The following is an 18,413-nucleotide window of genomic DNA, read 5'->3' as shown; positions in this document are numbered from 1 at the left end:
CCGTGACGCACGACCACGACCTGGTACTCCGTCCCACCGAGGCCCAGACGGCGGCCGCACTCGCGCCGCCACCGGGCCGCACGGGCGGGGACCTGGTCGTGGAAACGCTGCGCGGGCTCGGCGCCACCACCGTCTTCGGGCTCCCCGGCCAGCACGCACTGGCCCTCTTCGATGCCGTCGGCCGCTCCGACCTGCGCCTCGTGGGCCTGCGTACGGAGAACAACGCGGGCTTCGCCGCCGACGGCTACGGCCGGCTCACCGGCGAGGCCGTCCCGCTGCTGCTGTCCACCGGCCCGGGCGCGCTGATGTCCCTGCCCGCCCTCGCGGAGGCGGCCGCCGCATCCGCGCCGGTACTGGCGATCTCCTCCCAGGTCCCGTCCCCGGGCCTGGGCGGGGGCCGCCGCGGCCACCTGCACGAGCTGCGCGACCAGGCCGCCTCCTTCCGGGACGTGGTCAAGTCCGTCCACCAGGCCCGCACCCCCTCCCAGATCCCCTCGGTCATCGCCGAGGCCTGGGAATCGGCCCTCACGGTCCCCTTCGGCCCGGTCTGGGTCGAGATCCCCGAGGACGTGCTCCGCGCGGAAACCCTGATCCCGCAGGTCACCGGCATGGACGCGACCCCGCACGAACTGGCGCCGCGCCCCGAGCTGACGGCCCTCGCGGCGCACTGGCTCTCCCACGCCTCCCGCCCGGTGATCATCGCGGGCGGCGGCGTGATCCGCGCGGACGCCGCCGGCAAGCTCAAGCAGCTCGCGGAGCGCCTGAACGCGCCCGTCGTCACCACCTTCGGCGGCAAGGGGGCCTTCCCCTGGAACCACCCGCTCTCCTTGCGGTCCTGGCTGGAGGACCGGCACACGACCGACTTCCTGGAGGACGCGGACGTCGTCCTGGTCGTCGGCTCCGGCCTCGGCGAGCTGTCCTCGAACTACCACACGTTCTTCCCCACGGGCCGGGTCGTCCAGATCGAGGCGGACCTCGGCAAGCTGGAGTCCAACCACCCCGCCCTGGGCATCCACGCCGATGCCCGCCTCGCCCTCCAGGCCCTGCTGGAGACGGTCGCCGAACGCCCCGACCCGGACGCCCCGCAGCGGGTCGCGTCCCTCCTCGCCGCCGTCGGGGCCCGCCTCGCCACCCAGGACGTCACCCTGGAGCAGAACCTCCTGACCGCGATCCGCGCGGCCCTGCCGCCGCGCTCCCCGTCCTTCTGGGACATGACGGTCCTGGGCTACTGGGCCTGGTCGGCGTTCGACCCGAAGCACCCGAACACGATGCACTCCGCCCAGGGCGCGGGCGGCCTCGGCTACGCCTTCCCGGCGGCCCTCGGCGCGGCCGTCGCGGAGCCGGACACCCCCGTCCTCGCGGTCTCGGGCGACGGCGGCGCCATGTACTCGATCGCCGACCTGGCCACGGCCCGCCAGCACGACCTGGACGTGACCTGGCTGATCGTCGACGACGGCGGCTACGGCATCCTGCGCGAGTACGGCTGCGCCACCGGCACCGACCTCACCCGCCCCGACTTCGCCGCCCTGGCCGCCTCCTTCGGCGTCCCGGCGACGCTCACCACCCCCGAGACCCTCCGCGCGGACCTCACCCAGGCCCTCAAGACCCCGGGCCCCTCCCTGGTCGTCCTCCCGGCCACCCTCAAGATGTTCGCCCCGACCCACCTCTGAGGACGACGGCGCAGCCCCCGGGGACGATGCTCAGGTCCACTCCGGCCTCCAGGGCCCTGGCCAGCCGGGCCAGCAGCGGCAGGCCCGGCAGGCCGGCGCCCAGCTCCAGCCGGGACACCTCCCACCCCGTCAGCCCGGCCCGCCGCGCCAGCTCCTCCTGTGAGATCCCGAGCTCGACGCGCCGGTCGTAGAGGGCCTGCCCGACCGCGAAGGCGAGCCGCACCTCTTCGAGCGCCCTCAGCACGGAGCCCCGTCCGAGCCCGACCGGATCTCGGCCCAGACGGCCTTGCCGATGCCGTGCCGGCGGGGGCACTGCCCCCAGCGGTCCGCGAGGGCGGCGACGATGGCGAGCCCCCGGCCCCGCTCGTCCCAAGCGGAGGCGTTCTGCGGGGCCAGGTCCACGAGGGCGCCCGCGTCGGCCACCTCCACCCGGAGCACGCCGTCGTACCGGGCGACCCGCACGCCGATGTCCCGCCCCGGCGGCGCCCCGGAATGCCGGACGGCGTTCGTGACCAGCTCGGAGAGCAGCAGCTCGGCCGTGTCCGCCGTCTCCTCGGCGGTTTTCCATTCAGCGAGCCGCGTGCGCAGCAGTGCGCGGGCCCGTCCGGGGGCGCGGGGGCCCTGGGGCACGAGCCAGGACGTCTCGTTGGCAGAAGGCACTGTCATGGACCTCACCTATCTAGATACCTGAGGGAAAGTGAAGCGGCTCCCAGGGGTGCCCGTCAAGACATGTCTAGATACGTTCGCGGGACACGGGCCAGCCGCCGTCTGCCACCGCCCGGCGCGCCTACGCTGTCGGCAGATGATCGGGAGGACCTGAATGGCCAAGCACGACGCCACGGGGCGGCAGCCCAAGTACCTGCGCATCGCTGCCGCCCTGAAGGACGCCATCGCGTCCGGTGAGTACGGGCCCGGTGACCGGTTGCCCGGCGAGAGCGACCTGATGGCGGCGTACGGCGTCGCGCGGATGACGGCGCGGCAGGCCTTCGGCGTGCTGCAGGCCGAAGGCCTGGCCGAGGCGCGCAAGGGAGCGGGGGTGTTCGTGCGCGAGTTCCGGGTCGGCATCCGGCGGCGCGGGATCCAGCGGCTGGCCGTCGAGGTCTGGGGCGCGGGAGGGTCGATCTGGGCGGCGGACGGCAAGGGCCGCGATCCACAGGTCGAGGTGCTCGGCGTCACCCGGGAGCCCGCTCCGGCCGCGGTCGCCGCCGCACTGGGTCTGGCCGCCGGCGCCCCGGCGTGCGTACGCCGCCGCAGGTTCCTGTTCGAGGGCAGGGCGGTCATGCTGGCCACCTCCTACCTGGACGCCGCCCTCGTGGCCGGCACCCCGATCACCGAGCCGGACACCGGCCCCGGCGGGATCTACGCCCGGCTCGCCGAGATCGGCCACGAGCCCACCCGCTTCCGCGAGGAGATCCGCTCGCGGATGCCCGGCGCCGAGGAGGCCGTGGCCCTCGGCCTGGCGGCCGGGACCCCGGTGGTGCTCATCTGCCGGACCGCCCTCACGGCGGACGGCCGCGCCGTCGAGGTGAACGAGATGGTGCTGGACTCCTCCGCCTACGTGCTGGAGTACGAGTTCGACGCCCCGTAGCCCCCCGCGTCCTCCGGGCGGGTGCGGTGGGCGGGCCGGGGGCGTACGGGCGTGCGATTGTTGCGGCGGGATGAAATCCGCCGGTCGGAGCGTTGGGGGTGGCGGCAGGACAGGACCAACGGGGAGGTACGACGTGACGGCGGCCGGCGGACAACAGGGCTGGGCCAGGCGGCTGACCGCCTACACCTGGCGGTACAAGGTCAACGTGCTGCTCGCGCTCGGATCCTCGCTGGGCGGCATGGCCGTCATGGCCCTCGTACCGCTCGTTACCCGGGTGATCATCGACGACGTCGTCGGGAACAAGACCAAGGACATGGCCCCCTGGGCGGGCCTGTTCATAGGCGCCGCGGCCGTCGTGTACGTCCTCACCTACGTACGCCGCTACTACGGCGGCCGCCTCGCCCTCGACGTCCAGCACGACCTGCGCACCGACATGTACGACACCATCGCCCGCCTCGACGGGCGGCGGCAGGACGAACTGTCCACCGGACAGGTCGTCGGCCGGGCCACCAGCGACCTCCAGCTGATCCAGGGCCTGCTGTTCATGCTCCCCATGACCATCGGGAACTTCCTCCTCTTCGGGATATCCCTCGGCGTCATGCTGTGGCTGTCCCCGCTGCTGACCCTGGTCGCGCTGCTGATGGCCCCCGCGCTCTGGTTCATCGCCAAGCGCAGCCGCAAGAAGCTCTTCCCCGCCACCTGGTACGCCCAGGCGCAGGCGGCCGCCGTCGCCACCGTCGTCGACGGGGCCGTGACGGGCGTCCGCGTCGTCAAGGGGTTCGGGCAGGAGGAGCAGGAGACCGGCAAGCTCCGCGAGGCCGGCCGCAAGCTGTTCGGCGGGCGCATGCGCGCCATCCGGCTGAACTCCCGCTACACCCCGGCCCTCCAGGCCGTCCCCGCCCTCGGGCAGGTCGCGATGCTGGCCCTCGGCGGCTGGATGGCCACCCGCGGCCAGGTCACCCTCGGCACCTTCGTCGCCTTCTCCACCTACCTCGCCCAGCTCGTCGGGCCCGTCCGCATGCTCGCGATGGTCCTCACCGTCGCCCAGCAGGCCCGGGCCGGCGCCGAGCGCGTCTTCGAGCTCATCGACACCGAGCCGGTGATCACCGAGGGCACCCGCGAGCTGCCGGCCGACGCCCCCGCTACCGTCGAGTTCGACGACGTCCGCTTCGGCTACGACCCCGAACGGCCCGTCCTCGACGGGTTCTCCCTCACCGTCGCCGAGGGCGAGACCGTCGCCGTCGTCGGCGCCTCCGGCAGCGGCAAGTCCACCGTGGCCCTGCTCCTGCCCCGCTTCTACGACGCCGACCGGGGCACCGTCCGCGTCGGCGGCCACGACGTCCGCGAGCTGACCTACGACTCCCTGCGCGCCGCCATCGGCCTGGTCCCGGAGGACTCCTTCCTCTTCTCCGACACCATCCGCGCCAACATCGCCTACGGCCGCCCCGACGCCGCCGACGAGGAGATACGGGCCGCCGCCCGCGCCGCCCAGGCCGAAGGCTTCGTCGAGGCCCTCCCCGCCGGGTACGACACGAAGGTCGGCGAACAGGGACTGACCCTCTCCGGCGGCCAGCGCCAGCGCATCGCGCTCGCCCGGGCCATCCTCACCGACCCCCGGCTGCTGCTGCTGGACGACGCCACCTCGGCCGTCGACGCCCGCGTCGAGCACGAGATCCACGAGGCGCTGCGGGCCGTCATGGCGGGCCGCACCACCCTCCTGATCGCCCACCGCCGCTCCACCCTCGCGCTGGCCGACCGGATCGCCGTACTCGACCAGGGGCGGCTCGCCGACATCGGCACCCACGAGGAGCTGGAACACCGCTCGGCCCTCTACCGCAGGCTGCTGACCGACCCCGACGCCCTCGGCGCCGGCTCCCCGCGCATCCCCGGCGCACCGGCCATGGCCGAGTTCGAGCGGGACATCGAGCGGGACCTGGAGCTGGAGGCGGAGATCGACTCCGAGCCGGTGAACGCCAAGCGCCGGGTCGCGGACGGGATCACCCCGGAGCTGTGGCGCCGCGAGGAGAGCGGCCGCTCCGCCGCCCCCGTCGCGCCCGGCATGCCCGCCACCCCCGAACTGCTCGCGCAGGTGGCGGCCCTGCCCCCGGCCGATGACGATCCCGCCGTGGACGAGGCCCGGGCCGCCTCCGCCGAGGAGAGCTACGGCCTGCGCCGCCTGCTCGCCGGGTTCTGGGCGCCGCTCGCCGTCAGCCTGGCCCTGGTCACCCTCGACGCGGGCTCCGGCCTGCTGCTGCCGGTCCTGATCCGGCACGGCATCGACCAGGGCGTCCAGCAGGCCGCCCTCGGCGCCGTCTGGGCGGCCTCCGCGCTGGCCCTGCTGCTGGTGATCGGCCAGTGGGCCGCGCAGTTCGCCGAGACCCGGATGACCGGCCGCACCGGCGAACGCGTCCTGTACTCCCTGCGCGTCAAGATCTTCGCCCAGCTCCAGCGCCTCGGCCTGGACTACTACGAGCGCGAGCTCACCGGCAAGATCATGACCCGGATGACCACCGACGTGGACTCCCTGTCGAGCTTCCTGCAGACCGGCCTCGTCACCGCCGTCGTCTCCGTGCTCACCTTCTTCGGCATCCTCATCGCCCTGCTCGTCCTCGACGTCGAACTCGCGCTGATCGTCTTCGCCACCCTGCCGGTACTGGTGCTCGGCACGATCGTCTTCCGCCGCAAGTCGGTCGCCGCGTACGAACTCGCCCGCGACCGGGTCAGCCTCGTCAACGCCGACCTCCAGGAGTCCGTCGCCGGGCTGCGCCTGGTGCAGGCCTTCCGCCGCGAGAGCCTCGGCGCCACCCGCTTCGCGGAGCGCAGCGACTCCTACCGGCAGGCCCGGGTGCGCGGGCAGTGGCTGATATCCGTCTACTTCCCCTTCGTGCAGCTGCTGTCCTCCGGCGCGGCCGCCGCCGTGCTGATCGTCGGCGCGGGCCGGGTGGAGGCGGCCACCCTCACCACCGGCGCGCTGGTCGCGTACCTGCTGTACATCGACCTCTTCTTCGCCCCGGTCCAGCAGCTCTCCCAGGTGTTCGACGGCTACCAGCAGGCCACCGTCTCCCTCGGCCGGATCCAGGACCTGCTGCGCGAACCGACCACGACCCCGCGCCCCGCCGATCCCGCCGAGGTGGCGGGGCTGCGCGGGGAGATCGCCTTCGAGGACGTGCGCTTCCAGTACGGCACGGCCGCGGAACGCGGCGAGAAGGCCGAGGCGCTGGCGGGGATCAGCCTGCGCATACCCGCCGGGCAGACCGTCGCCTTCGTGGGCGAGACGGGCGCCGGCAAGTCCACACTGGTCAAGATGGTCGCCCGGTTCTACGACCCGACCTCGGGCCGGGTCACCGCCGACGGCGCCGACCTGCGGGAGCTCGACCTGACGGCGTACCGCCACCGGCTCGGCGTCGTCCCGCAGGAGCCCTACCTCTTCCCGGGGACGGTCCGTGACGCCATCGCCTACGGGCGGACCGGCGCGAGCGATGCCGAGGTGGAGGCCGCCGCCCGGGCCGTCGGCGCCCACGACATGATCGCCACCCTCGACGGCGGCTACCTGCACGCCGTCGCCGAGCGCGGACGCAACCTCTCGGCCGGGCAGCGCCAGCTGATCGCGCTGGCCCGCGCCGAGCTCGTCGACCCGGACGTCCTGCTCCTCGACGAGGCCACCGCGGCCCTGGACCTGGCCACCGAGGCCCAGGTCAACCGGGCCACCGACCGGATCGCGGGCAAGCGCACCACCCTGGTCGTCGCCCACCGGCTGACCACCGCCGCCCGGGCCGACCGGGTGGTGGTCATGGACCGGGGCCGGGTCGTGGAGGACGGCAGCCACCTCGAACTGCTGGCCCGCGGCGGCCGCTACGCCGAGCTGTGGCGGACCTTCGCCGGGGAGGACGAGCCCGCCGCGGCCGCGTGAGGGCCCGTGCTCAGAGCTCGCCGAAGAGCAGGTTGCCGGGGGCGTCCTCGTCGTCCCCGGTGTAGTACTCGCGTACGGCGTCGAGGAGTTCGTCCACCGACAGGTAGCCGTCGTGGTTCTTGTCGATCTTCGTGAAGAGGGTGTCCGCGTCTGCGGGCGCCAGCTTCGTGTCGAACGCCAGCTGGGCCTTGTGGAACTCCTCGGGGCTGATGTGCCCGTCCCCGTTGGTGTCGACGACCGTCAGGATGGCCTTCATCATCGGCCGGAAGGACTTGTCGTAGGCGGGGCCGCCGTCCTTGTAGAGCCGGGTCATGCCGTCCCGGTACTGCTCGGGCGTGAGCTTCTGGTCCGCGCCGACGCCCAGCTCGGAGAAGAGGTCCACCCAGAAGTCGGTGAGGCCGCGGAAGACGTCGGCGGCCTTGGGGGAGGCGGCGGGCTCGGCGAGCGCGCTCAGCAGGCGCGACCCGAGCGCGATCATGTCCTGCTCGTCGATCACGCCGTTGGAGTCCGCGTCCAGGTGCGCGAACGCGCGCTCCAGCTTGCGGTCGAGCAGGTCGTTCGTCATGTCGTGTGTCCTTCACGGCTCGCGCGGCGACGGTGAGCGTTCGCTCGGCCACCTAGCGTAATGTCCTCGTTCATCGCGGGTTCCCGCTCTCCCGCCGGGACGTCGTGGATGCACTCGTACGGGGGATGCCCGGGAGTGGTTGGTACGTGCAACCTTCCGGAGCGCCCGGGCGTCGTACGTCCATGCGTGGTACGTACGACTGATCGGGGGGCGGGGATGGTGTCGCAGGGGCGCGGGGAGCGTGCGCGGCGGGGGCGAGGCCGGGGTCGCGGCCGGGGGCGGACGGTCTCCCTCGGGGTGTTCGGGGCGGCGCTCTGGCTCGTCGTGGGCGGGGTCTTCGCGGCCCCTCCCGCGCACGCCGCGCCGGGCGGGTGCCCGGGGAAGCTGGTCAAGGCGCTGCCCTTCATCACCGGTGAGGTGCGGGTCTACAAGAGCCGGGACCGTGCCTGCGCGGTCACCGTCGCGCTGCGGGCGGGCGAGCGCCGGCACATGTCGGTGAGCATTCAGCCGCGTGGCGGCGTCCCGGTGGGCGATGCGGGGCAATTCACCCGGTACGCGGGCCCCGTCTCCGTGGGAGCGATCAACCGATGTGTGTATGTAAAGGGCGCGGTGGCGTCCGGATCCGTCGAATCCGGCTGGATCCTGTGTTGAGTGCGCGACCCAACTAGGTCTGTTCAGGGGCGTGTTGACCCGGCTAGGTTCACGGCGACCACAGTGAACTCAAGGGGAGGGTGAATGCGCAAGACGCTCGGATGGCTGCTGTCGCTCGTGGTGCTGATCGGCACCATGGGCGCGGCCGGCGCCACGGCACAAGCGGCCACCGCCGCGGGGCCCGTCGCCGCCACGGACATCAAGGACCAGATCCTCGGCATTCCGGGGATGAGCCTGATCGAGGAGACGCCGTACCCCGGGTACCGCTTCTTCGTCCTGAACTACGAGCAGCCGGTCGACCACCGGCAGCCGTGGAAGGGCACCTTCAAGCAGCGTCTGACCCTGCTGCACAAGGACGTCTCCCGGCCCACGGTGTTCTTCACCTCGGGCTACAACGTCAACACCAGCCCCCGCCGCAGCGAGCCGACGACCATCGTCGACGGCAACCAGATCTCGCTGGAGTATCGATTCTTCACCCCGTCCCGGCCCGACCCGGCCAACTGGGGGAAGCTGGACATCTGGCAGGCCGCCAGCGACCAGCACCGCCTCTTCACCGCGCTGAAGAAGGTCTACCCCAAGAACTGGCTGGCCACGGGCGGCAGCAAGGGCGGCATGACGGCGACGTACTACGAGCGCTACTACCCGCGTGACATGGACGGGGTCGTCGCCTACGTCGCGCCCAACGACGTCGTCAACAACGAGGACTCGGCCTACGACCGGTTCTTCACCAAGGTCGGCACCAAGGAGTGCCGCGACAAGCTGAACAACGTGCAGCGCGAGGCGCTGATCCGCCGGGCCCCGCTGGAGGCCAAGTACGCGGCGGCCGCCGCCGAGAACGGCTGGACCTTCACCACCGTGGGCAGCCTCGACAAGGCCTTCGAGGCCGTCGTCCTGGACTACTCCTGGGCCTTCTGGCAGTACAGCCTGCTCTCCGACTGCGCCGGCATCCCGACCGCGGCCACCGCGAGCGACCAGGAGATCTGGGACACGGTCGACACCATCTCCGGCTTCTCGGCCTACGCCGACCAGGGACTGGAGACGTACACGCCGTACTACTACCAGGCCGGCACCCAGCTCGGCTCGCCCGACATCAAGCAGCCGCACCTCAAGGGCCTGACCCGCTACGGCTACCAGCCGCCGCGCAACTTCGTGCCCCGCGAGATCCCGATGACCTTCCAGCCGGGGGTCATGGCGGACGTGGACAACTGGGTCCGCACCCGGGCGAACCAGATGCTCTTCGTGTACGGGCAGAACGACCCGTGGGGCGCCGAGCCCTTCCACCTCGGATACGGCACGCACGACAGCTACGTGATGATCGCGCCGGGCGCCAACCACGGGGCGAACGTCGCCAAGCTCCAGGACGGCGAGCGGGCCCTCGCGACCGCGAAGATCCTCCAGTGGGCCGGGGTCGCCCCCGCCCAGACCGTGTCCGGCAGGGCCCAGGCCGCCGCGCCGCTGGCCGCGCCGGACCCGGTACTCGACCAGGTCGACCTGAGGCGCGAGCCGCAGCTGCGGCCGTAGCCCGCGGCCGTCCCGGGCGCGGTGCCCGCGCGCGGGACGGCCGTTACCGGGCCACGGGCGGGTAGGACAGCCCGTGGCCCAGCGGGTAGCGGCCCGGGACGGGGACCGGGAGACGGCCGGCGGGCCGCACGGCACCCGTCAGCACCCGGGCCGCCGCCCGCATCTCCACGTCCGTCCAGCAGTACGTCGCCACCTCGGCCGCACACTCCGGCAGTCGCGCCGGGTCGTACGGGTTGCGGATCGCCACCAGCACCACGGGCACGCCCGTCGCGATCAGGGCGGCCACCAGCGCGCGCTGCGGACTCTCCCCCTCCGGGACGTTGTAGGTGCACACCAGCACCGCCGCGTGGCCCGGAGCCGCCGCCACGGCCCGGTCGGGCGCCACCGCGGCCGCCCGGCAGCCCAGCGCCGTCAGCTCCCGCGCCAGGACCGTCGTCGGGGGCCCCGTGGTACCCGTGGGGGAGACCGGGTCCGTCCCGGTGACCAGCAGGCGGGGCCCGGCCGCCGCGTCCAGCGGCAGCAGCCCCCGCGGATTGGCCAGCAGCGTCGTCGTGGCCGCCGCGATCTCGTCGGCCGCCGCCAGGTGCGCCGGCCTGCCGACCACCCCGTCACCGCGCGCCGCCGCGGCGGAGGGGTCCCCCAACAGGCCCCGGCGGGCCTTGAGTTCCAGGATCCGCAGCACCGACTCCTCGATCCGCCGCCGCGTCAGCTCGCCCGACTCCACCGCCGCCAGCACCCCGCGCTGCGCGAGGGCGAGGTCGGGGGCGTTCAGCAGCTGGTCGCAGCCCGCCTTGAGGGCCAGGACCGGGACCCGCTCGTCCCCGTACTTCTGCCGTACCCCCGCCATGTCGAGGGCGTCGGTGACCACCACGCCCCCGAAGCCGAGGCGTTCGCGCAGGATGCCGGTGACGATCGGCCGCGAGAGGGTGGCCGGGTCCCCCGAGGGGTCGAGCGCGGGGAAGACGATGTGCGCCGTCATCACGGCGTCCACGCCCGCCTCCACCACCGCCCGGAACGGCGGCTCGTCCAGCTCCTCCCACTGCGCCCGGGTGTGCCGCATCACCGGCAGCCCGACGTGGCTGTCCGTCTCGGTGTCCCCGTGGCCGGGGAAGTGCTTCGCCGTCGCCGCCACCCCCGCCCCCTGGTAGCCGCGCACCTGGGCCGCCGCCAGGGCCGCCACCGCGCGCGGATCCGAGCCGAAGGACCGTACGCCGATCACCGGATTGGCCGGGTTCACGTTCACGTCCGCCACCGGGGCGTAGTCCTGCCGGATGCCCAGCGCCGCCAGCTCGGTGCCCGCCACCCGGGCCGCCCGGCGGGCGTCGGCGGTGGAGCCCCCCGCGCCCAGCGCCATCGCCCCCGGCAGCAGGGTCGCGGGCCTGCCGATCCGGGCGACGGCCCCGTGCTCCTGGTCGACGGAGAGCAGCAGCGGGATCCCGGCGCCGGTACCGGCCGCCGCCCGCTGCAGCCCGGCCGACAGCCCGGCGATCTGCTGCGGGTCACGGGTGTTGTGGGCCCAGCCGAAGTACACGACCCCGCCCAGGTGGTAGCGGGCGACCACCTCGGCGGCGGTGCGCACCCCGAACTGGGCCAGGTTCAGCTCGGCGTCGACCGGGTCGGGGTCCGTCGCGGAGTGCCCGTGGACCCGGGACACGAACAGCTGCCCCACCTGTTCGGCCGGGCTCATCCGGGCCACCACCGCGCGCAGCCGCGCCCGGTCCGGGTAGCGGCCCAGCGGCTCCCCGGGCGGGCGCGCGTCGTCCGGCGCGGAGCCGTGGGAGCCCACGGCGGCGGAGGCGGCCCCGGCGGCCGTGACGGCGGCCATGGCTGCGGCGGCGAGCAGGGCCCTGCGGGAGGCGTGGTACGGCACCCGCCGGACCCTACTGGCGGCCCGCTCCCGGCGCCCCGGGGACACTCGGGAGGTCCCCCGGAAGGGGGGCCGCGGCGGCCCAGTGCTCCTGGAGGGTGCGCACGGCCTCGGTGATCGCCGGGCGGCGGGCCGCCCCCGTCCGCCACAGGGCGTACAACCTGCGTACGGGGCCCGGCTCCAGGGCCACCGCCACCGTCCCCGGGGGCAGCGCGCCGGTCCCCAGCCGGGGCACGACGGCGATCCCGAGCCCGGCCGCGACCAGGGCCACGATGGTGTGGTTCTCCTCGGCCACGTGCGCGATCTCCGGCTCGAAGCCGGCCGTCCGCATCGTCCGCACCAGCCAGTCGTGGCAGACCCGGCCGGGCGGCTGGCACACCCACCGCTGGCCCCCGAGGTCCGCCCGCCGCACCACCCGCCGGGCGGTGAAGGGATGCCCGGCCGGGACCACGAGATCGCAGTGGTCGTCCCCGATCACGGCCTGCTCCACGCCCTCGGGGGCCGGCAGCGGGGCGATGTCCCAGTCGTGCGCCACCGCCAGATCGGTGACGCCGCGGGCCACCAGGTCCACCGAGAGGTGGGGGTCCACCTCAGTGAGGCGTACGTCGAGCGCGGGGTGCCGGCGGGCCAGATCGGCCAGCACCCCCGGCAGCAGGCCGCGCGCCGCCGAGGCGAACGCGGCCACCGTCAGCAGCCCGCTCGGCCGCCCCCGCCGCTCCTCCAGGGTGGTCTCGGCGCGCTCCACGATCGCCAGCAGCTCCCGGGCGGTGCCGGCCAGGTGCCGGGCCTCCTCGGTGAGGGCGACCCCGCGGCCGCGCCGCTCCAGCAGCGTGGTGCGGGTCTCCCGTTCCAGCTTGGCGATCTGCTGCGAGACCGCGGAGGGGGTGTAGCCGAGGGCGGCCGCCGCGGCCGCGACCGAGCCGTGGACGGAGACGGCGTGCAGGGCGCGCAGCCGGGACAGGTCGAGCATGACCCCATCGTAGGCCCGCCGAGCCGCTCGACCCGTAAGCAGTGCTTCATCCATCCCGGAAGTGATCCGCGCTGGTGCTACACGGTCGGGGCGCCGATGCTCGGAGCATGCGTCCCGTACACACCGCACTCGCCGTCCTCGTCGCCGCCGTCTGGGGCTTCAACTTCGTCGTCATCGAGATCGGCCTCGGCCACTTCCCGCCGCTGCTGCTGTCCGCCCTGCGCTTCCTCGTGGCCGCGCTGCCCGCCGTGTTCTTCGTCGGCCGCCCCAAGGTCGCCTGGAAGTGGATCCTGGGGGTCGGAGCGGCCCTCGGCATCGCCAAGTTCGGGCTGCTGTTCACGGGCATGGCCGCCGGGATGCCGGCCGGTCTGTCCTCCCTGGTGCTCCAGGTGCAGGCCGTCTTCACCGCCCTGCTCGCCGCCGTCGTCCTGCGGGAGCGGCCCGGCCGGGTCCGGCTGCTGGGCATGGGGGTGGCCCTGGCGGGGATCGGGGTCGCCGCCGTGGACCGGGGTCTGTCGGGGCCCGTCACGGGCTTCGTCCTGGTCGTCGCGGCCGCCGCCGGCTGGGGGGTGTCCAACGTGCTGACCCGCAGGGCCGCCCCGGCGGACGCCCTCAACTTCATGGTGTGGGTCTGCACCGTGCCCGTCCTGCCGCTCTTCGCGCTGTCGCTGCTGCTGGAGGGGCCGGACCGCGACCTCGCCGCGCTGCGCGCCCTCGACTGGTCCGGGGTCGCGGTCATCGTCTACATCGCCTGGGTGTCGACCGTCTTCGGCTTCGGCGCCTGGAGCTATCTGCTGCGCCGCTACCCGGCCTCCTCGGTGGCGCCGTTCTCGCTGCTCGTACCGGTCTTCGGGATGTCCTCGGCTGCCCTGGTGCTCGGCGAGGGCGTCCCGGCCCTGCGCTGGCTGGCGGCGCTGCTGCTCGTCGGCGGGGTGGGGCTGACCTCCATGGCTCCCGCGCGGCCGGCCGGCCGGGGGGCCGTGCCGCTCGGCGGGGCGGAGGGTTCCCGCGCGGTGGTCGCGGTCAGCCCCGCCCCGTGAGGGGATCCGCTACTTCTTGCCGCCGCCCAGGATCTGGCCCAGCAGGTCGCCGAGCCCCCCGCCGCCGGGGGCCGCCCCGGGAGCGGGCGCACCGCCCGGTGCCGGGCCCCCGGCGGTCGCGCCCGGGCCCGCCTTGCCCTCCGCGGCGCGCTTGGCGAAGACCGCCAGCACCACCGGGATCAGCACCTCGATGACCCGGCTGACGGTCGCCGCGGGGATCCCGGTCTTCTTCGCGACGGCGTTGGCCACGGGCCTGCTCACCTTGGCCAGCACCCCGGCCATCATCCCGCCGCCGAGCAGCCCGCCGAGGCCGCCGCCGAGGGTGGCCACGCCCTGGAGCGGGGGCTGGGCCACCTCCGCGAAGGCCTGGCCCACCTCGCCGTCCTCGCCCTCGGCGGCCGCCTTCTCCTGGAGGCCGCCCGCCATGGCCCCCACGGTCGTCGCGACCGTCTCGCGCGCGCCGTTCGCGTCCGTGCCGAGCAGCCCGGCGATCTCGGTCAGCTTGTCGTCGCCGAGCTCGCCCAGCACGTCGTCCTGGAATGAAGATTCGCTCATGCCCAAAACGCTACTTCCGTCCCGATTCACCGGCACCTTGAGTAGGCATCCGGTAACGGAAACGTAAAGCTCCGGTTCCGCGTGCAACCCTGCGGGCCGATGGCGGGTCGTATGGAGCGTCGGCACTTCCGGGAGGGGATCTGGGGGGATCGGGAAGTCCGGCGAGGGAGGGGTAACCGTGAGGGGGTCCGGCCGGCAGGCCGGACCCCCTTCGGGTTCCCGCGCACCGCGCCGCGGGCGGCGGCGGGCGGCGTTGTCCACAGGCCCGGGCGGGCTGTCGGCGCCGAACGGTAGCGTCGTGCCATGACAACCAACGCGGCCGTGCAACTGGCGGTGGTCGAGGGGGTGCTGGAGCGCATCACCTACGCCAACGAGGAGAGCGGGTACACCGTCGCCCGGGTCGACACCGGCCGCGGCGCGGGGGACCTGCTGACCGTCGTCGGTTCGCTGCTCGGCGCACAGCCCGGCGAATCGCTGCGCATGGAGGGCCGCTGGGGCTCGCACCCCCAGTACGGCAAGCAGTTCAGCGTCGAGAACTACTCCACGCTCCTGCCCGCCACCATCCAGGGCATCCGCCGCTACCTCGGCTCCGGCCTGATCAAGGGCATCGGCCCCAAGATCGCCGACCGGATCGTGGAGCACTTCGGCACCGACACCCTCGACGTCATCGAGAGCGAGCCGAAGCGCCTGATCGAGGTCCCCGGCCTCGGCCCCAAGCGGACGAAGATGATCGGCGCCGCCTGGGAGGAACAGAAGGCGATCAAGGAGGTCATGGTCTTCCTCCAGGGCGTCGGCGTCTCCACCTCCATCGCCGTGCGCATCTACAAGAAGTACGGGGACGCCTCCATCTCGGTGGTGAAGAACCAGCCCTACCGGCTCGCCGCCGACGTGTGGGGCATCGGCTTCCTCACCGCCGACCGGATCGCCCAGGCCGTCGGGATTCCGCACGACAGCCCCGAGCGGGTCAAGGCCGGGCTCCAGTACGCCCTGTCCCAGTCCACCGACCAGGGCCACTGCTTCCTCCCCGAGGAACGGCTGATCGCCGACGGGGTCAAGCTGCTCCAGGTCGACACCGGCCTCGTCATCGAGTGCCTGGCGGAGCTCGCCGCCGATCCCGAGGGAGTCGTACGGGAATCCGTGCCCGATCCGCAGGGCGGCCCCGACCCCCTCACCGCCGTGTACCTGGTCCCCTTCCACCGGGCGGAACTGTCGCTGGCCGGGCAGGTCCGCCGGCTCCTGCACGCCGAGGAGGACCGGATGCCGGCCTTCCGGGACGTGGACTGGGAGAAGGCGCTCGGCTGGCTGGCCGGCCGCACCGGAGCCAGCCTCGCGCCCGAGCAGCGCGACGCCGTCCGGCTCGCCCTCACCCACCGGGTCGCGGTCCTCACCGGCGGCCCCGGCTGCGGAAAGTCCTTCACCGTCCGCTCCATCGTGGAGCTGGCCCGCGCCAAGAAGGCCAAGGTGGTGCTCGCCGCCCCCACCGGGCGGGCCGCGAAGCGGCTCTCGGAGCTGACCGGCGCCGAGGCCTCCACCGTGCACCGGCTCCTCGAACTCAAGCCGGGCGGGGACGCGGCCTACGACCGGGACCGGCCCCTGGACGCCGATCTCGTCGTGGTCGACGAGGCCTCCATGCTGGACCTGCTGCTGGCGAACAAGCTCGTCAAGGCCGTCGCCCCCGGCGCGCACCTGCTGCTCGTCGGCGATGTGGACCAGTTGCCCTCCGTCGGCGCGGGGGAGGTGCTCAGGGACCTGCTGGCCGAGGGCGGCCCGGTCCCCGCCGTCCGGCTGACCAGGATCTTCCGCCAGGCCCAGCAGTCCGGGGTGGTCACCAACGCCCACCGCATCAACACCGGCGTGGCGCCCGTCACCGACGGCCTGCCGGACTTCTTCCTGTTCCCCGAGGAGGACACCGAGGCGGCCGGAGTGCTCGCCGTGGACGTGGCGGCCCGTCGCATTCCGGCCAGATTCGGCCTTGACCCACGGCGCGACGTCCAGGTGCTGGCGCCCATGCACCGGGGTCCGGCCGGCGCCGGGAACCTCAACGGCCTGCTCCAGCAGGCCATCACCCCCGCCCGTCCGGACCTGCCCGAGAAGCGGTTCGGCGGCCGGGTCTTCCGGGTCGGGGACAAGGTCACCCAGATCCGCAACAACTACGAGAAGGGCGCCAACGGCGTCTTCAACGGCACCGTCGGCGTGGTCACCGCCCTCGACCCCGACGAGCAGCGGCTCACCGTCCGCACCGAGGAGGACGAGGAGGTGGCGTACGAGTTCGCCGAGCTCGACGAGCTCGTCCACGCCTACGCCGTCACCATCCACCGGTCCCAGGGGAGCGAATACCCGGCGGTCGTGATCCCCGTCACGACCGGGGCCTGGATGATGCTCCAGCGAAATCTGCTCTACACGGCGGTGACCCGCGCTAAGAAACTGGTCGTGCTCGTCGGGTCCCGGAAGGCTCTCGGCCAGGCGGTACGCACCGTTTCCGCAGGCAGGAGGTACACGGCGGTCGCCGCGCGGCTCTCCGGCCGCATACCGGTGGGAAACATCACCTAGATGATCGATCATTTGGGGTATCCGCGGCGGTGCCGAGGGGGCAGGATGAGCAGCTTGAAGGCACTCAGTGCCGTCAAAAACACCAAACCCCGACCCCGAGTGCACTCACCTGTGCCAAATGGGGGAAGGTAGAGGCAGTCAGGGCACCTCGAAGAAGAGGCACTACGTCGGTGAGGGATGACGTGAGCGACAACTCTGTAGTACTCCGGTACGCGGACGGTGAATACACCTACCCGGTGGTCGAGAGCACCGTCGGTGACCAGGGCTTCGACATCGCGAAGCTGAGGGCCCAGACCGGGCTCGTCACTCTGGACAGCGGCTACGGAAACACCGCCGCCTACAAGTCCGCGATTACCTACCTCGACGGCGAGCAGGGCATCCTGCGCTACCGCGGTTACCCGATCGAGCAGCTGGCGGAGCGCTCGACCTTCATCGAGGTCGCCTACCTGCTGATCAACGGTGAGCTGCCGACCGTCGACCAGCTCGCGTCCTTCCGCAACGAAATCACCCAGCACACGCTGCTGCACGAGGACGTGAAGCGCTTCTACGACGGCTTCCCGCGGGACGCGCACCCGATGGCGATGCTGTCCTCCGTGGTCAGCGCGCTGTCGACGTTCTACCAGGACAGCCACAACCCGTTCGACGAGAAGCAGCGCCACCTCTCGACGATCCGGCTGCTGGCCAAGCTCCCGACGATCGCCGCGTACGCGTACAAGAAGTCGGTCGGCCACCCCGTGGTCTACCCGCGCAACGACCTCGGCTACGTCGAGAACTTCCTGCGCATGACCTTCTCCGTGCCGGCCCAGGAGTACGACCTGGACCCGGTCGTGGTCTCGGCGCTCGACAAGCTGCTCATCCTGCACGCGGACCACGAGCAGAACTGCTCGACCTCCACCGTGCGCCTGGTCGGCTCCTCGCAGGCGAACATGTTCGCCTCGATCTCCGCCGGCATCTCCGCCCTGTGGGGCCCGCTGCACGGCGGCGCCAACCAGTCCGTCCTCGAGATGCTGGAAGGCATCAAGAACGACGGCGGCGACGTCGACGCCTTCATCCGCAAGGTGAAGAACAAGGAGGACGGCGTCCGCCTGATGGGCTTCGGGCACCGCGTCTACAAGAGCTTCGACCCCCGGGCGAAGATCATCAAGGCGGCGGCGCACGACGTCCTCTCGGCGCTCGGCAAGAGCGACGAGCTGCTGGACATCGCGCTCAAGCTGGAGGAGCACGCGCTGGCCGACGAGTACTTCGTCGAGCGCAACCTCTACCCCAACGTGGACTTCTACACCGGCCTGATCTACCGGGCCATGGGCTTCCCGACCGAGATGTTCACCGTGCTCTTCGCGCTCGGCCGGCTCCCCGGCTGGATCGCCCAGTGGCACGAGATGATCAAGGAGCCCGGCTCCCGCATCGGCCGCCCGCGCCAGATCTACACCGGCGAGGTCCTGCGCGACTTCGTCCCCGTCGAGGCCCGCTGACGGCGAGCCCCCGCGGCTGAGCGTACGAAAAGCGCCCCGCCGTCGATCCCCCCA

14 protein-coding genes are annotated in these 18,413 nt (G+C 73.0%); 8 read left to right on the top strand and 6 right to left on the bottom strand.

The window, feature by feature from the left end:
- Nucleotides 1-2 precede the first annotated feature (2 nt).
- Complete coding sequence (locus tag ACGFXC_RS10980) at nt 3-1,670, top strand: thiamine pyrophosphate-binding protein (protein ID WP_393711643.1); 1,668 nt, start codon at nt 3-5, stop codon at nt 1,668-1,670.
- Here ACGFXC_RS10980 and ACGFXC_RS10975 read toward each other — a convergent pair.
- Nucleotides 1,642-1,914, bottom strand: coding sequence for a helix-turn-helix domain-containing protein (locus ACGFXC_RS10975; RefSeq protein WP_393711641.1), 273 nt, complete (start codon nt 1,912-1,914; stop codon nt 1,642-1,644). The genes ACGFXC_RS10980 and ACGFXC_RS10975 overlap by 29 nt on opposite strands.
- Complete coding sequence (locus ACGFXC_RS10970) at nt 1,908-2,336, bottom strand: ATP-binding protein (protein WP_393711639.1); 429 nt, start codon at nt 2,334-2,336, stop codon at nt 1,908-1,910. Before ACGFXC_RS10970 ends, ACGFXC_RS10975 begins: the two co-directional genes overlap by 7 nt.
- A gap of 154 nt (nt 2,337-2,490) precedes the next feature.
- On the opposite strand from ACGFXC_RS10970, the gene ACGFXC_RS10965 reads away from it, so the two are divergent.
- Complete coding sequence (locus tag ACGFXC_RS10965) at nt 2,491-3,258, top strand: GntR family transcriptional regulator (RefSeq protein WP_393711637.1); 768 nt, start codon at nt 2,491-2,493, stop codon at nt 3,256-3,258.
- A gap of 70 nt (nt 3,259-3,328) precedes the next feature.
- The gene (locus ACGFXC_RS10960) at nt 3,329-7,168 is read left to right on the top strand and encodes an ABC transporter ATP-binding protein (protein ID WP_393711635.1); all 3,840 of its coding nucleotides are present in this window, start codon (nt 3,329-3,331) and stop codon (nt 7,166-7,168) included.
- A 10-nt stretch (nt 7,169-7,178) separates the two neighbouring features.
- On the opposite strand, the gene ACGFXC_RS10955 is transcribed toward ACGFXC_RS10960, so the two are convergent.
- Nucleotides 7,179-7,733: an EF-hand domain-containing protein gene (locus ACGFXC_RS10955; RefSeq protein WP_393711633.1), complete on the bottom strand. Its 555-nt coding sequence runs from the start codon at nt 7,731-7,733 to the stop codon at nt 7,179-7,181.
- A gap of 297 nt (nt 7,734-8,030) precedes the next feature.
- Between ACGFXC_RS10955 and ACGFXC_RS10950 the strand changes: the two genes are divergently transcribed.
- Entirely contained in the window at nt 8,031-8,384 is a 354-nt protein-coding gene (locus ACGFXC_RS10950) for a hypothetical protein (RefSeq protein ID WP_393711631.1), read from the top strand.
- An 84-nt stretch (nt 8,385-8,468) separates the two neighbouring features.
- The gene (locus ACGFXC_RS10945; RefSeq protein WP_393711630.1) at nt 8,469-9,905 is read left to right on the top strand and encodes an aminopeptidase; all 1,437 of its coding nucleotides are present in this window, start codon (nt 8,469-8,471) and stop codon (nt 9,903-9,905) included.
- A 43-nt stretch (nt 9,906-9,948) separates the two neighbouring features.
- On the opposite strand, the gene ACGFXC_RS10940 is transcribed toward ACGFXC_RS10945, so the two are convergent.
- Nucleotides 9,949-11,730, bottom strand: a complete 1,782-nt coding sequence (locus ACGFXC_RS10940; RefSeq protein WP_393712202.1) for a glycoside hydrolase family 3 protein — start codon at nt 11,728-11,730, stop codon at nt 9,949-9,951.
- A 55-nt stretch (nt 11,731-11,785) separates the two neighbouring features.
- Nucleotides 11,786-12,742 carry a LysR substrate-binding domain-containing protein gene (locus ACGFXC_RS10935; RefSeq protein WP_393711628.1) on the bottom strand — a complete coding sequence of 319 codons (957 nt, stop codon included), beginning with the start codon at nt 12,740-12,742 and terminating at the stop codon, nt 11,786-11,788.
- 107 nt (nt 12,743-12,849) lie between these two features.
- On the opposite strand from ACGFXC_RS10935, the gene ACGFXC_RS10930 reads away from it, so the two are divergent.
- Nucleotides 12,850-13,782 carry an EamA family transporter gene (locus tag ACGFXC_RS10930; RefSeq protein ID WP_393711626.1) on the top strand — a complete coding sequence of 311 codons (933 nt, stop codon included), beginning with the start codon at nt 12,850-12,852 and terminating at the stop codon, nt 13,780-13,782.
- A gap of 9 nt (nt 13,783-13,791) precedes the next feature.
- On the opposite strand, the gene ACGFXC_RS10925 is transcribed toward ACGFXC_RS10930, so the two are convergent.
- On the bottom strand, nt 13,792-14,337 hold the full coding sequence (locus tag ACGFXC_RS10925; protein ID WP_393711624.1) for a DUF937 domain-containing protein: 546 nt from the start codon (nt 14,335-14,337) through the stop codon (nt 13,792-13,794).
- 303 nt (nt 14,338-14,640) lie between these two features.
- Between ACGFXC_RS10925 and ACGFXC_RS10920 the strand changes: the two genes are divergently transcribed.
- On the top strand, nt 14,641-16,887 hold the full coding sequence (locus tag ACGFXC_RS10920; protein ID WP_393711622.1) for an ATP-dependent RecD-like DNA helicase: 2,247 nt from the start codon (nt 14,641-14,643) through the stop codon (nt 16,885-16,887).
- 182 nt (nt 16,888-17,069) lie between these two features.
- A complete protein-coding gene (locus tag ACGFXC_RS10915; protein ID WP_393711620.1) occupies nt 17,070-18,359 on the top strand; it encodes a citrate synthase in 1,290 nt (429 codons plus the stop codon).
- Nucleotides 18,360-18,413 lie beyond the last annotated feature (54 nt).

This window comes from Streptomyces sp. NPDC048507, from assembly GCF_043199995.1.
GTDB lineage: Bacteria > Actinomycetota > Actinomycetes > Streptomycetales > Streptomycetaceae > Streptomyces.
The sequence above is the reverse complement of the archived record's forward strand: the minus strand, read 5'-3'. Positions and strand labels throughout refer to the sequence as shown.

Coding starts and splice junctions, on each gene's coding strand:
- ACGFXC_RS10930 (WP_393711626.1), top strand. CDS start 12,850: ATGCGTCCCGTACACACCGCACTCGCCGTCCTCGTCGCCGCCGTCTGG.
- ACGFXC_RS10955 (WP_393711633.1), bottom strand. CDS start 7,733: ATGACGAACGACCTGCTCGACCGCAAGCTGGAGCGCGCGTTCGCGCAC.
- ACGFXC_RS10945 (WP_393711630.1), top strand. CDS start 8,469: ATGCGCAAGACGCTCGGATGGCTGCTGTCGCTCGTGGTGCTGATCGGC.
- ACGFXC_RS10925 (WP_393711624.1), bottom strand. CDS start 14,337: ATGAGCGAATCTTCATTCCAGGACGACGTGCTGGGCGAGCTCGGCGAC.
- ACGFXC_RS10940 (WP_393712202.1), bottom strand. CDS start 11,730: ATGGCCGCCGTCACGGCCGCCGGGGCCGCCTCCGCCGCCGTGGGCTCC.
- ACGFXC_RS10920 (WP_393711622.1), top strand. CDS start 14,641: ATGACAACCAACGCGGCCGTGCAACTGGCGGTGGTCGAGGGGGTGCTG.
- ACGFXC_RS10965 (WP_393711637.1), top strand. CDS start 2,491: ATGGCCAAGCACGACGCCACGGGGCGGCAGCCCAAGTACCTGCGCATC.
- ACGFXC_RS10970 (WP_393711639.1), bottom strand. CDS start 2,336: ATGACAGTGCCTTCTGCCAACGAGACGTCCTGGCTCGTGCCCCAGGGC.
- ACGFXC_RS10935 (WP_393711628.1), bottom strand. CDS start 12,742: ATGCTCGACCTGTCCCGGCTGCGCGCCCTGCACGCCGTCTCCGTCCAC.
- ACGFXC_RS10960 (WP_393711635.1), top strand. CDS start 3,329: ATGAAATCCGCCGGTCGGAGCGTTGGGGGTGGCGGCAGGACAGGACCA.